We start from the raw sequence: 14,404 nt of genomic DNA, 5'->3' as shown, positions 1-14,404 counted from the left end.
TAAGTATCTACATCATGAAAAAACCTTTTTGTCATTACGCCAATAGATATGAGGAGACCTTTGTAAAACCCAGTTTTTCAATATTATCCCGATTTACGTAGGGGTTACATTGAAAATAAATAACAGGCTCTAATACAAATACAAATGCGCTTTTTTCTCGTGTAGTGAATTCAGATGAGTTCCGCTGCGCGTAATAGCCTTTCAAAATCCCCGCGAGAGATCATTCTTCCGCAATTGGCCTTACCAATGAAGCTTTGAAGCGCCGCACAGCTGTTCGCACCAAAATCACCGTCAACTTGTATATCTGCGCTTAATGCCGTTAGCAATCGTTGCGCCAACCTGTTTACGTCTGTCCAAGCGTAGTCGCTCCAAGTTCCTTTCCCACCATCCCTGTCTTTAGCCTCCAAGTAAAGGTCATATGCTTTTAAGTAGTCCTTTTTAACATAAATACCATCCTCATACATACGGGCAAGACCATCAGTCCTGCCACCTAATTTGTAAGAGAGTGTGTTTATTTTATATGCAATCTTGGCGTTCATCGGCAGATAGATAGCCCGGTCATAATCTCCACAATCATGTTTCAGAGTGCCTCCTGCTCGACAACTGGGATGGAGGACGCCACTTACTAGGCTCTCGCCTAGATTTCCCCAGAACTGGGCAGCCGTCTGATTTTGATGGTCCCAGATTACTGTGTCGAGGAAATCACGACGATCCCGCTCATCAGCCAATCGGTCGTCCCATATATAAATATCTCTCAAGGAAACATTTCGGATATGTTCAAGAATGTACTCTACCAACTGATTTTGCTGCTGATCCAATGTGGCCGTTTCTGACTGTGCTATTTCCTCACGTTTTTGTGTGATAACTGTCAATTGGCTCATACCTGATGAACCATCGGTAGGACTGACTGAGCTAGTCGATGATGAGTAAAGTGCATAGTCTTTTAGCAATGAGGATGCTTCCCACGGAACTTGCTCACCACCCGTCGCATATATGGTGGAGCGCCTTACTGAGCGGAAAAAGTCGTCAAGTGACCGAGAATTTTGCAAACCAAATACAATCCCTTTCGCATAAGGGCTAATATCCTCATTACCGTCCAATGCTGTTGCATGAGGAGCAGTGGCGAAACCAAGTACGGTATTTGAGGGTGCCGTGATCTGTAGCAAACCCTGAGATAGCATTATATTGTTGCGAGGGTCAAAAGGTGGTGTTCTGCATGCGTCCAATAGAATCACTTTAGCGGCATCACTGGAAGCGAGTGTTTCGATAATATCGAGCGATGTCAAGGAACTAGCTCGTGCCGAGTTAAATGTCGAATGTTCACCTCCCAGCATCAAGTAATTCTGGTTGCCCAGTTGGAATCCGTGTCCGGAAAAATATACCAGTGCAATATCGTTGCTGGAAAGTTGTAACGATACTGCTCGGAAGTCCTTTAATGACGCTATTACCTCTCGCTTTGTGGGGTTCTTAATGACATTGGTTGACCAGCCTATTTGACGCAACGCTTCGGCGATCTCATCCACATCGCGCGTCGGTGTCCGTAGAGGGGCATCGCGGTAGTCCGATACGCCGATCAGGATAGCCACATTTCTTGCTGCCAAATTACCGCTGACAAGAAAGCTAGCGATTACAACAATAATTGTAGAGAATATTATTGCCAAATAACACCTTGATCTGGCTATCTTTGACAGATTAAGTGTATTTCTTTTTGCAGTTATCACATAAAATCCTCTGCAAAGTCTACGTTTGACGTTTGATCTCAACGGTGGCACGTCAGGCGCGTCCGTTGGGGCGAGTTGTTATGCCGCGGCCTAAGAATACGTTTTTTCTATGCCATTTCATGTACTCCTCATGCTCCGGTTGAAGGCGCACCTTTGCATCCTTGGGACATCCAAGTGCTTTTCGCGTGGAATCTGGTAAGCGGCTTGATATCAGTACCTCGCCATTATCTCCGAAGGAGATGAGCCCTTTATCAAATAAAACATCAAGGTTTGGCGAGAGAAGAAGCCCATTGAATTTGTCGAGACGCTCGCCGTTTGTAGAGTCCCGCCAAGGCTTGATGTGGGATGCACGAAGAACACCGACATAATCACAGCCAGTAACACAGCACTTACGCCACTCGGTGATAATCTTTTCACGAAACACGCCTTGCCCGATGCGTGCCCTCACTAACTGCTGCCTTTCTGTCTCACTTAGGTCTGGGTCCTGATTAATACTGCTCTCAGCCCTCTTTTCCTTTCCAAAATTCTCAAAAGCTTTGGTAGCTATCCAATACTTTCTTTCGATGCCGAATGCTCCTCTCTCTGCCGGGGTTACCCCTATCGTCTCGCAGAATTCTTTATAGGCTTGCTCAAGATCTGTGTGCGCACTAGGCCGGGCGCCAAGTATCCCATTTATGGCGACGTTCGTGATGCGTCCGTCTCTCTTTGGATTATTTGCATGGATTGCCAACTTGTTGTCGATGTATCCAACAAATCTTGATGGTGCGAATGAGAGACTCCTTTGAGATTCATATGGCAAGAAGCAGGTACCACGCTTAATCAGTGCTCGGTACTCCTCAAGCTCTTTGCCCCTGGCGGCCCTCCCGCGTTCCAACTCGACGATGTTTTTCTCTATTTGCTCAAGAGTTGTGACAATTTTCATTCAACTGCCTCCGTGATGGCGGTATAACGTTTAAGCTGTGCGGTGCAAACGAAGCGTAGTGTAAGTTTGCATCCGAACGAGCGCATTCATTGTTAAGGGTTAATTGCAACTCCTAACTATTCATTTAAATATAGACTAGCAAAAATGCCCAAAATAAAAACAAATTAATTAGTCTTTCTCTGGGTTGTCCCTTTCCAATAGTAAGCTCAAGCTGCTTTACCAATACTTTGGCTTTATCTTCCTCTAATTCGGCCAGGGCTGAATACCTATCATATTCTTTTCTTTAGTCTTTCAACTTTAAATACACACTCCTTAAGAGCCTGCCTCTAGCTCAGAAATTAATCACGATGTTTCATGAAGGAACTCATATTCTCTTGTAACCTCTTAATATAGTGAAGCGCATGATTTTGCTAGGCATTTAACTAGATCACAGATTTCTGGTCCAAGAATCGATAGGAGCATACGAAGCAGAACACGGGATATTCTTTCCGTGATTATTTTCGCTTTACTCCCAAAAAAACTTGATTCGTCAAACATATTTTCCTTCACCCCTAACATGATATATACGACAAAAATATCTGTTCCTAAATAATATAATCACGAAATGAAAAATATGAGGCGCTTGTAAAAACGAAAAAATCTCATATAACGCATTCACCTCGCAGGCATGATATATCAGGCGAAATATTAGTGCGCTGCTTGAGACTCATTTGCCTGGCTGTCAAGGCGCTGAGGAGGCATAGCTAGAGATAATCACCCGTTCATTAATGCCATTTTCTGGATTATGCACACAGGCGCACCGTGGCGGGATTTTCTGTCGGCGCATCGGGTGATCCACGAGGACGATTTTGTAATACCCCCTCTTCTTAACCGACCAACTGATGATAAAGAATGGGTAACGCGCGGGTAAGCCGGTCAAGTCGGTCCACAATGGCATGGTTGCCACGGCCAAACAGATAGGGGAAATAATCCTGGGCTTTACTGTCGACGGTGATACCGAATACAGTTAATCCTGAATGACGCGCTTCCAGGATCGCCTGGCGGGTATCTTCGATGCCGTAACGGCCTTCATAGTGGTCCAAGTCATTGGGTTTGCCATCACTTAATAAAAGCAACAAACGATAGCGCTCGGGACGCTGCGCCAGTTGTTTCTGTGTATATCGCAGTGCGGCGCCCATGCGGGTGTAATAGCCGGGACGCAAAGCTGCGATTCGGCGCAACACTTGGGTGTTGAAAGGGGAAGTGAAATCTTTTACCGTGGCAACGCGGACGTATTGCCGTTTGCGCGAAGTAAAAGTATAAATGGCAAAGGCATCTCCACAGGCATCTAGTCCGGCAGCGAGTGCGGTAAGCGCCTCTTTTTCAACATCAAGAACCCGCTGATTATCAATCCAGCTATCCGTGGATAGAGAAACATCCACCAAAATAGCCACAGCTAAATCACGAGTTTGCTGGCGTGTCGTAAGATACACCTGATCGGAGCCAGACCCGCTGGCTGCCAAATCACAGTGCGCACGTACCAGCGCATCCATGTCGAGTTCCATGCCATCCAGCTGGCGGCGTAAAATTTCCCGCTTAGGCCGTAGCGCTTCGAATTGGCGGCGAATCTGACGCAGGCGGCGTCTGACATGAATATCAGGCTCCCACTGCTCTCCTTCTTCGGCAGCAGTTTGGGCAATAATCCGGCAATGGTCGTTGTGATAGTGGTTGCGGCGGTAATCCCACTCTGGGTAAGTGTGTTCAGAAATTAACGCAGTAGGGTCTACATCGGTAGGCGCTAAGTCGAGATCAAATTTTAGCTTGGTGGCGGCGCGGCGCTCATGAGGACTCAATGCCAGCGTCTCCATACTATCGGCGACTTCCTTCGCGGTATCTTCATCCTCATCTTCCACCGCCCGATTGACGTTGACCATTTCAGCCCAGCTCATGAGCTTCTCAAAGCGGTTCAACATTAAAGGGTCATTTCGCTCACTTTGATCATATCTTTTCCGCTCCGCCTTTTTTTTGCGCGTGTCTTGTTCATCCTGCTGACTACTGCCATCGGTCTGTTCAGACGCGGCTGAGGCAGAATGTTGCGGTTTAGGGTTGATGCTGATTTCTCCCCATAACGGTACAGGGAGGAATGGCTGATAACGTTTGGAAGCGCGCCAGCAGGTGAAATCAGGTGTCGGCTGTTTAATGGCCGCCAGAAACTGCTTACCCAGGGTATTTGAACACTTGGCATTTAATAGTGCATGGATCACCGCTTCCACTGCTTGTTCCTGTTCCGGCAGGAATCGCTGTGGCCGCAGCGTGCTCAGCGCTTCGCAAAGTGTACGGTAACTTTGTGCCAGTCCAGGGTATTGATGGCAAACATTTACGCTGGTCCGATAAGCCCAGTGTAAAAAAGCGAGATCGGCCTGTAGTGGGTCAGTCGGACGCTGACGAGAAGGTGCTTCCGCCAGGGCAAAAAAAGCGGCCAACCAGAAGTAAAGACGCCGATTATCCGCAGCTGAAGAAAAGTAAGCAATAGATGCCGGCAACAATAACCGCTCAGCATTGCGAGCGGCTTGCGGTAGACATTCCTGCTCAAGCCCCAGGCGTTGTCGCAGTTTTAAACGATGCCCCGAAGACTGAGGCGTGCCGGCAGTCAGTGCCAACCCTGGTGTTCCGCCTAATCCCCGAAAGAAGACACTGAGAGAAGCGTGTACCGAATCCAGCGTTACTGCCGCCGCCTGATGATAAGGATAACTGTCTGCCTGACCTACAAGTCGGTGCCAATAACGACCCACCTGCTCTTCCAGTTCCCAGAATTCCCACATATTATTGGTGCATTATCAATTCTGTATACTAGCCATAGGTGGCACGGATCAGTTCCAGCAAACCTTCCTTGACATCCGTTTCGTCACAAAGCGGTTCTACTAACGTGATCTGAGCGGCCTGTAGGGGGTCTAACCCTTCTTCCATCAGGATGGCACAGTAAACCAAGAGGCGGGTAGAAACGACTTCCTCCAGATCAATGCCTTTCAATGTTCGCAGCCGGGTTGCTAAATTAATCAACGGAATACAGCGCTCCCGCGCCAGGCCGCTTTCATTCGCCACAATTTCCACTTCCACTTCACCTGGTGGAAAATCAAAGCTAAGCGACACAAAGCGCTGACGGGTGCTGGGTTTTAAGGATTTGAGGATATTCTGATAACCCGGGTTATAAGAGATCACCAGCATAAATTCATCCGGTGCACGTAAAGTCTCTCCGGTGCGTTCCAATGGCAGGATGCGGCGATCATCGGTCAGTGGGTGGAGTACCACGGTTACATCCTTACGTGCTTCCACAATTTCATCCAGATAGCAGATCCCGCCTTCACGCATGGCGCGTGTTAATGGTCCATCGACCCAGACAGTTTCACCCCCTTTGAGTAGATAGCGACCCGTGAGATCAGCTGCGGTCAGATCGTCATGACAGGAAACCGTAAACAAGGGGCGACCCAGCCGGGCCGCCATATGGGCAACAAATCGGGTTTTGCCACAGCCTGTCGGCCCCTTGAGTAAAAGCGGCAGCTGACGCCGGTAGGCGGTTTCAAACAAAGTGCATTCATTACCGACTGGCAGATAAAAAGGAATCTCCTCTGCCACAGGGGTTATCTGAATATTTTGTTGCTGTAAGGAGGTCTCCACAACCTGCCTTTATTCCGCTTTCGGCCGTGTCTGGAAGGACGATGCCCCGACCTGCTCGCGCACAGGCCCCAGTGCCGAATAAATAAATAGCAAAGCGCCAATCAAGAAAAACACACCGGAACCAAGGCGGAACCAATAGAAAAGATCGACTTGCGATTGAATTTCCATAAATCCCATGTCAAGTACGCGCTGAAGATGTGTCTGTATCACGCCGGCAAATGACAGGCTAATGGTCATAAATGTCATAGACCCCGTCATAAGCCAAAAACTCCACATGTTCAAAATCTGATTAAACGGCTGCAAACCGCGTAGTGCCGGCAGAGCATAAGTAAAGAAGGCCAGATTCAACATGACATAGGCGCCGTAGAAGGCAAGATGTCCGTGCGCTGCCGTCAGTTGTGTGCCATGCGTATAGTAATTAATCGACGGGAAGCTGTGCATAAGCCCAAGTATTCCAGCACCAAAAAAAGCCATAATAGGACAGCCCAGACTCCAGAGCATAGCGGCTTTATTAGGATGGTCGCGCCCACTGCGATAAACCAGATAAAAGGCCCATATTATCATGGCAAAAAAAGGCACCACTTCCAGCACTGAGAATACCGCACCAATCCAGTGCCAATATTCTGGAGTGCCAATCCAGTAATAGTGATGGCCGGTACCCAGAAGACCGCTAAATAAAGAAAATCCGACAATAATATAGAGCCATTTTTCAATAATCTCGCGATCCACACCGGTCATTTTAATCAGAAGGAATGCCAGCATTGCAGCCATGATGAGTTCCCATACACCTTCCACCCATACATGCACGACCCACCACCAGTACATCTTATCCAGTGCCAGATTGTCCGGATTATAAAAGGCAAAGAGGAAAAACAGGAAGGCGCCCCATAATCCCAGTAGCAAAACGATGGAGACGACCGTTTTTCGTCCCTTAAGCACCGTCATGGATACATTGTAGAGGAATATCGCCAAGGCAATAGCCATCAGGATTTTGACCCAGAAAGGTTGTTCCAGGAGTTCGCGCCCTTCATGAATGCCAAACAGATAGCTGGTGACAGCGGCTAATGCCGCAAATACAAAAATCCCTAATTGCAACCAGGCCAGCTTTGGGCTATGAATTTCATTTTCACTTTCTTCAGGTATCAGGAAATAGCTGGCGCCGAAATAACCCAGCAGGAGCCACACCAATAATGCGTTGGTGTGTATCATGCGGATGATATGAAAAGGAACCGTCTCTGAGAGAAAATTTGGAAAAACATAAATGGTGCCGGCCAATACGCCTGCCAGTATTTGAACCAGGAATAAGCCCAAAGCAGCGATAAAATAAGGGTAGGCAAGTTTCTGGGTTTGGTATTTCATTGTCAATCTCCTAAGGCAAAATTCTCAGACTAATTAACCAGCATCACTCGGGGGCCAGCCCAACGTATCAATTCGGCTTGTCCATTCGAGGAAATCAATCAAGTCATCCAATTCCTGCTCAGTCAGGTTAAATTGTGGCATTTGGCGCCGTCCTTCAGTCCTCGTGGGTTGCGCACGCATCCAGGCTTTAAGACCCATACGCGCACCGACTGCGCTCTCACGACCACCGTAGCGCACCCAGACATTACCCAGTTCTGGCGCAAAGTAGGCTCCTTCTCCCAGCAAGGTATGACAATTAATACAAGAATGGCGCTCCCACACATGTTTACCCCGAACAACCGACTCTGTTAATGTTGATTCATCCGTTGAAACATTTTTAATGTAATCGTGGCTATGTAGGGTCAGAAGCGTAAAAGCCACCAGAAAGAAAATTGAGCCACCGTAGAAGATGTTGCGCGCAGCGGACTTGGTTAAACGTTCTGCCATAACTCCCCCTTTTTTCTTGACTTAACTTTTCACAACAACATCGTTTGGTGCATTTTGCTTAATGAACACGGGGATGTCAATGGCGAGATTTCAAATCGGGATTCAGCGTGTATTGATAACATAAATGTATCCATTATTTCATGAAGTTAAGTTATTTTACCAAAAATACCGGGTTGTTTTTATATTGTGAGTCCGTTTTTCACTATACAACCCATTAATTATTAACAACCATTATTTTGAAAAATTCTATTACACTACCTCAATATTCTGATTCACAATCATTCGAAATGTTAAATTAACGCGAGGGGTATGAATAGTCTTGGTTGGAGGCAAGCGATGAAGCCAATGGGTCTGGGTGGTTCCTTTCATAACCAGAAGGCTACCATGTTCCAAAATAATGGAAACGGTTTCTTTGCTACGTTTATGCTTAAAGGCAAATTTCCGTTCCGCGCCAAAGCTCAAGGAGCCTATCGCACCGTCTTTTTTCAGATCTTTTTCTCCATCACTGTGCCATGCCATCCCTTCGGAGCCATCATGATAAAGATTAAGCAGGCACGAATTAAACCGCTCCCCACTCGCCTGCTCGACAATCGTTTTTAAATCCAATAAATCCTGCGTCCATGGCAAAGCCTGTTTGGTAATTTTCGAATACGTATATTTAAATGGCGAATCCGCATACCAGGCGATATGACGTTTTGTAAAAATATGCTTGCCCATAATGATTGCCTCATCCGGTTTCCACGCGATATTCTTCAAAAGTATCGATAAATAACGATCAGATTCTTCCAGTGATAAAATCGGCCCGTAATAATTGACCTCACCCGCTTTGGGCAAAAGATTTTCAAGGGCATCTAAAGTGTGCGCGAACAGATCCATTTCTTATATGCTTCTTTCATACAATTTCCGCAAGGACGATAACCTGCCTCTATGGCTTCCTGCGTACTAACAAAAGATACCCGATTTTCACGCTTCATTCTTTTGCCGGATTTACATCTCAAAGTGTCATAGATTCGCCCTTGACTGTTGCCGCCAAATTGAATGTGCAGGGCTTTTATGCTCCGCCTTAAATCCTGATCGTTGATTTCACTATGCCGGATCATCTTCTGGACCTATCCACATGAAAGGGTTATGTGCAATTCAAGAGGAAAACGTGACGTCTTCCGATGGACGTTCAAAACAGGGGAACACAAACCCATTTTCGTAAAATTCTATCGATTTCTGTCGATCATCTACTCCAAATACAATCATCTAGCGTTCATAGCCCTCTCCGCTTAAGTTCATTTCATCTTTAAATTTTTAACTCACCGCATCATGAAAAATAATACCCATCGTGTAGCGTTGTCCGCTATGCACTTCACTAACACCATGTTTCATATTAGCGCGGTGATAGCCTCTGCTTCCCTTCACAGGACGAAAGTGGGTCGTCACAATCAACATGTCGCCTTTCCTGGGTTTTAAGACGATTGCCTTGGACTGTGCCCGCGGTGTTTGCTGCGTTAAGACAAATTCGCCCCCGGTAAAATCTTCATCAGGCTCCGTCAGAAAAAATACGGTTTGAATCGGGAAATAAACATCACCGTACAAATCCTGGTGCAATGTATTAAACCCACCTTTGCCGTATTTCAAAATCAAGGGCGTTGGCTGACATTGATTATGGTCGCGGCATTGCTCATGCAAGCCTTCCAGCTTTTCCGGAAACCGCGTTTCGATATTCAAAGCCTTCATCCATAGATTAGCAATAGGCACGAGTCTGGAATAGACCTTTTCCCGTAAGGCCTGAATCATATCCGGCAACGGGTAGGCAAAATACTTATACTCCCCCAGGCCGAACCTATAACGCGCCATTGTCACCCTTTTGCGATAACCCTCGGGGCGGTCGTAAAGATCAATCAAATGGCAGCACTGCACGTTCGATAAAATACCGGGCACGATCGCATAGCCTTTTTCGTGCATATCATCGGCAACACTCTGCCAATTCACCGCGGCTATCTTTTTAAGGGTATCTTGCATGTTCACGCTCCCGTTCTCGCGGCTTCCCAACCAATAATCGCGGACTTGCGGGTTGACCCCCACATATAACCGCCAATCTGCCCACTTGATTGAATAACCCTGTGGCATGGGATTAGAAATGCGACGGGATTGCTACCGACTGCCGTACCGACAGCTCTGGAGGCTTTGGGGTTTCCGATTTCTTTTGCAATATGGCCATAGGTTGTTAGACCCCCCATCGGAATCTTAAGCAGGCATTCCCAAACCTTAAGCTGAAACGGCGTGCCGTTTAGATGCAGCTTGATTTCATCCAACCGCGACCAGTCCTTTTGAAAAATAAACAAGGCATCCTGCTGAAATTTATTAACCATCTGCGTATAGGACGCATTGGGAAAACTCTTTTTAAGATTACTGAAAGCCAAGACTTCATCCTCTTCAAAAGCGACCCAGCAAACACCCTTGGATGTGGACGCGATAATCACTTTTCCAAACGGACTTTCGGCAAAACAGTAATTGATACGCAAGGCTTCACCGCCGTTTTTAAATTCACCCGGCGTCATGCATTCTATATTCACAAAGAGATCGTGCAATCGGCTTGATCCCGATAACCCCGTCTCATGCGCTGCCTCCATCAAGCTGGCATTTCCGTTCTTCAACAAACCCTTGGCGTATTCCAGACTGAGATATTGTACAAATTTTTTGGGACTAACCCCCGCCCATTCAGAAAACAGCCGTTGAAAATGAAACGGACTTAGATGCACTGCCGCCGCAATATCATCTAAAGAAGGCTGCTGTTTAAAATTTTCTTTAATATATTCGATTGCTTTGACAATACGGTCATAATGAATTTGCTCCTGATCGATCATCGCTTTTATCCTTTGCGCCATATTTTATCTCTTATATATTCATAGAATAAAAGCGAATTTTCATCAACACGACCCGAAACTTGCTGACTATCGAATCTGTAGCGCAGATTAAGCATCTATCGCGTTTGCGGGCTGAAGCTATTAGGGCAGATTTGTAAGCGATTTAATTGGATTTGTCATGCATATTGTCTGAGACTTTTGCACAAGCCCTCGCCAGAAGCTTTAGGGTATTGATTATAAAAGGTTAATTTTTCAGCTATTGGGGTTTTGCAAGGGTCTCATAAAATCAGTTTATAAAGGGATGAGGTGGAGAAAAATCAGAATAACAGTGGGGTTCGATACATGCCAGAAAAATCACCTGGCATATCTCGCGACGGGGCGATCGTCGCGCCCCTGCGCAAGAGTCAAGATGAAGCTAATAAAATAAGAGCATTTCCAATCGTTGAAAAGGTGAAATTATTTCAAAATTGTAAATCACAGCATTCTACAAAGCACTGAGCAAATGAAAACGATTACAGAAATTTACCAATTAAGTTTTTATGCGGGAGGTCACAAATAATTTTTGGCAGTAAATTTAAAGCGATAAATCAGAACTTATGTTTTTCCATCCATTCTCTTGCCATTTCTTGAGCCTCTGCTATCTCTTGAGGTGTCATTTTAGCTGATATTTCATCCCGATTTTTCCTACCTTTATCTATACCGTTAGAAGCGGCAATATTGTAAAACATATGAGCCATCTTATAATTTTGCAATACCCCTCCTTCACCACGCTCATACAGGACCCCAAGATTAGGCTGCGCTAAGACATGTCCCTGATCTGCAGCCATTTGCAACAACTTAACCGCCATCTTATAATCTTGCGGAACACCTTGGCCGGTTCCGTACATAACCCCAAGATTGTACTGCGCCGAAGAATGTCCCTGATCTGCGGCCATTTGCCACAACTTGGTCGCCATCTTATAATTTTGCAACACACCTTGACCCATTGCGTACATAACTCCGAGATCATACTGCGCTAAGGCATTTCCTTCATTCGCAGAGGATTCTAATGTCTTAAAAGCTATTTCATAATCACCTTCCTCATTATCGTTATTTGAGAATAATTCGATCGGCCAACTTAAGCCTTTAATGAAAAAAATAAGTTGACGACTTGCCATATCTGAGTTGGATATTACATCTGATTCGCACCAAAACAACCCTTTCACCCATCCTTCTCTATCAATGCATTCATGTTTTCTTTCTATTTCATAAACACACATCATTATTGCAGCGCCAAAAAACCAAAATGTAAATATTCCATACCCCATTATTTTGATAGTTCTCATTTTTTACCCCTGATGCTTATCTGTTTGAAATTAAATACCAGACCTTTGTCCACAGAATTTCCAATTATTGAAAAGATGAAACCGTTTCAAAATTGTAAATCACAGCATTCTACAAAGCGCTGAGCAAATGAAAGCGATTACAGAAATTTACCAATTAAGTTTTTATGCGGGAAGTCATAAATAATTTTTGACGATAAATTTAAAGTGATAAATCAGAATTCATGTTTTTCTATCCATTCTCTTGCCATTTCTTGAGCCTCTGCTATCTGTTGAGGTGTCATTTTGACTGATATTTCATCCCGATTTTCTCTGGCTTGCTCGGTTCCGTTAGAAGCGACAATATTGTAAAACATATGAGCCATCTTATAATCCTGCAACACGCCCTCACCATATTCGTACATGACCCCAAGATTATGTTGTGCAACTACATCCCCCTGATCCGCAGCCATTTGATACCACTTAACGGCCACCTTATAATCTAGCAGAACACCTCGACCATTTGCGTACATTAAGCCAAGATTGTACTGTGCTGAGGCATCTCCCTGATCCGCAGCCATTTGGTACCACTTAACGGCCATTTTATAATCTTGCAATACGCCATGACCGTTTTCGTACATAACCCCAAGATTGTACTGTGCTGAGGCATCTCCCTGATCCGCAGCCATTTGAAACCACTTAACGGCTATCTTATAGTCTTGCAACACGCCTTGACCATCTTCGTACATAACCCCAAGATTATACTGTGCTGAAGCATCTCCCCGATCCGCAGCCATTTGAAACCACTTAGCGGCTATCTTATAGTCTTGCGACACGCCTTGACCGTTTTCGTACATAACCCCAAGATTGTACTGTGCTGAGGCATCTCCCTGATCCGCAGCCATTTGGTACCACTTAACGGCCATTTTATAATCTTGCAATACGCCATGACCGTTTTCGTACATAACCCCAAGATTGTACTGTGCTGAGGCATCTCCCTGATCCGCAGCCATTTGAAACCACTTAACGGCTATCTTATAGTCTTGCAACACGCCTTGACCATCTTCGTACATAACCCCAAGATTATACTGTGCTGAAGCATCTCCCCGATCCGCAGCCATTTGAAACCACTTAGCGGCTATCTTATAGTCTTGCGACACGCCTTGACCGTTTTCGTACATAACCCCAAGATTGTACTGTGCTGAGGCATCTCCCTGATCTGCAGCCATTTGAAACCACTTAGCGGCCATCTTATAGTTTTGCGATACGCCTTGACCATCTTCGTACATAACCCCAAGATTGTACTGTGCTGAGGCATGTCCTTGATCCGCAGCCATTTGAAACCACTTAGCCGCCATCTTATAGTCTTGCAATACGCCTAGACCGTCTACGTACATGGTCCCAAGATTGTACTGTGCCGAGGCATATCCTTGATCCACAGCCATTTGAAACCACTTAACGGCCATCTTATAGTCTTGCAATACGCCTTCACCCTTTCCATACATTAAGCCAAGGTTGTTTTGTGCTGAGGCATTTCCCTGATCCGCAGCCATTTGATACCACTTAGCCGCCATCTTATAACCCTGCAATACACCTTGACCCTTTCCGTACATAACCCCAAGATAGGACTGTGCAAAGGTATGTCCCTTTTCAGCAAGTGGTTTTATAATTTTTAATGCTTTTTCATAATCACCAGCTGCATAAGTTGTAATGGCTTCATCCCATTGAGCATTAACAGGAGCAACAAATAATACACTTAATAAAATACCTGCTAAACATGCTCTAAACCATTCCATAATTTTCTCACCCTCTTGGAGACTGCTAAGCTATACAAACTTTTAATTTAATTAAATTATTTATCAATTGCTAAAAATAGGATTAAGCTAATTATTTCCTAACGTCAATAACAAGATATTCCTTAGGTTTTTAATACTTCTTAAAGTGATAGGCTTCGATGCGATACATAACCAAGACCGCATCAAAGCTGTATTACCTGTTAGCCTCACGATAAGCCTCCATTTATATACCTATAGAAAAACTCTAAATAGGGCTCAGAATCGATTATTTCATCAAGAAGGCTTCAGGTTGAAGTGGTATCGCAAAACT

At 45.3% G+C, this 14,404-nt stretch carries 12 protein-coding genes and 1 pseudogene; 1 reads left to right on the top strand and 12 read right to left on the bottom strand.

Going from position 1 to position 14,404, the window contains the following annotated elements; translation table 11 throughout:
- Window positions 1–170: 170 nt before the first annotated feature.
- Window positions 171–1,661, bottom strand: coding sequence for a caspase family protein (locus tag BUQ89_RS07830; protein ID WP_177183614.1), 1,491 nt, complete (start codon window positions 1,659–1,661; stop codon window positions 171–173).
- Window positions 1,662–1,773: 112 nt separating this feature from the next.
- Complete coding sequence (locus tag BUQ89_RS07825) at window positions 1,774–2,643, bottom strand: HNH endonuclease (protein WP_051537724.1); 870 nt, start codon at window positions 2,641–2,643, stop codon at window positions 1,774–1,776.
- A 645-nt stretch (window positions 2,644–3,288) separates the two neighbouring features.
- Between BUQ89_RS07825 and BUQ89_RS14605 the strand changes: the two are divergent.
- A pseudogene (locus BUQ89_RS14605) lies at window positions 3,289–3,454 on the top strand (IS5/IS1182 family transposase); the annotation flags it as partial.
- Window positions 3,455–3,509: 55 nt separating this feature from the next.
- Here the strand turns inward: BUQ89_RS14605 and BUQ89_RS07820 are convergent.
- The 10 genes from BUQ89_RS07820 to BUQ89_RS07775 form a co-directional block, all read right to left on the bottom strand.
- Window positions 3,510–5,444 carry a nitric oxide reductase activation protein NorD gene (locus BUQ89_RS07820; protein ID WP_028462348.1) on the bottom strand — a complete coding sequence of 645 codons (1,935 nt, stop codon included), beginning with the start codon at window positions 5,442–5,444 and terminating at the stop codon, window positions 3,510–3,512.
- Window positions 5,445–5,472: 28 nt separating this feature from the next.
- Window positions 5,473–6,297 (bottom strand): CbbQ/NirQ/NorQ/GpvN family protein, encoded by an 825-nt coding sequence (locus tag BUQ89_RS07815; protein ID WP_036573921.1) that lies wholly within the window; start codon window positions 6,295–6,297, stop codon window positions 5,473–5,475.
- Window positions 6,298–6,306: 9 nt separating this feature from the next.
- The gene (locus BUQ89_RS07810; RefSeq protein WP_028462346.1) at window positions 6,307–7,656 is read right to left on the bottom strand and encodes a cbb3-type cytochrome c oxidase subunit I; all 1,350 of its coding nucleotides are present in this window, start codon (window positions 7,654–7,656) and stop codon (window positions 6,307–6,309) included.
- A gap of 33 nt (window positions 7,657–7,689) precedes the next feature.
- Window positions 7,690–8,142, bottom strand: coding sequence for a c-type cytochrome (locus tag BUQ89_RS07805; protein ID WP_028462345.1), 453 nt, complete (start codon window positions 8,140–8,142; stop codon window positions 7,690–7,692).
- Window positions 8,143–8,391: 249 nt separating this feature from the next.
- Entirely contained in the window at window positions 8,392–9,018 is a 627-nt protein-coding gene (locus BUQ89_RS07800) for an alpha-ketoglutarate-dependent dioxygenase AlkB family protein (RefSeq protein WP_028462344.1), read from the bottom strand.
- Window positions 8,994–9,242, bottom strand: a complete 249-nt coding sequence (locus tag BUQ89_RS14600; protein ID WP_074202561.1) for an Ada metal-binding domain-containing protein — start codon at window positions 9,240–9,242, stop codon at window positions 8,994–8,996. The genes BUQ89_RS07800 and BUQ89_RS14600 overlap by 25 nt, the downstream gene beginning before the upstream one ends.
- A gap of 196 nt (window positions 9,243–9,438) precedes the next feature.
- Window positions 9,439–10,152 carry a 2OG-Fe(II) oxygenase gene (locus BUQ89_RS07790; protein ID WP_028462343.1) on the bottom strand — a complete coding sequence of 238 codons (714 nt, stop codon included), beginning with the start codon at window positions 10,150–10,152 and terminating at the stop codon, window positions 9,439–9,441.
- Window positions 10,153–10,154: 2 nt separating this feature from the next.
- Complete coding sequence (locus tag BUQ89_RS07785) at window positions 10,155–11,018, bottom strand: bifunctional helix-turn-helix domain-containing protein/methylated-DNA--[protein]-cysteine S-methyltransferase (protein WP_245812948.1); 864 nt, start codon at window positions 11,016–11,018, stop codon at window positions 10,155–10,157.
- Window positions 11,019–11,584: 566 nt separating this feature from the next.
- Complete coding sequence (locus tag BUQ89_RS07780) at window positions 11,585–12,322, bottom strand: tetratricopeptide repeat protein (RefSeq protein ID WP_051537723.1); 738 nt, start codon at window positions 12,320–12,322, stop codon at window positions 11,585–11,587.
- A gap of 212 nt (window positions 12,323–12,534) precedes the next feature.
- On the bottom strand, window positions 12,535–14,094 hold the full coding sequence (locus tag BUQ89_RS07775) for an SEL1-like repeat protein (RefSeq protein ID WP_074202560.1): 1,560 nt from the start codon (window positions 14,092–14,094) through the stop codon (window positions 12,535–12,537).
- Between the last annotated feature and the right edge of the window lie 310 nt (window positions 14,095–14,404).

It is taken from the genome of Nitrosomonas cryotolerans ATCC 49181 (assembly GCF_900143275.1).
Taxonomy (GTDB): Bacteria; Pseudomonadota; Gammaproteobacteria; order Burkholderiales; family Nitrosomonadaceae; genus Nitrosomonas; species Nitrosomonas cryotolerans.
Note: the sequence above shows the minus strand (reverse complement) of the source record. Positions and strands in the feature narration are given on the sequence as shown.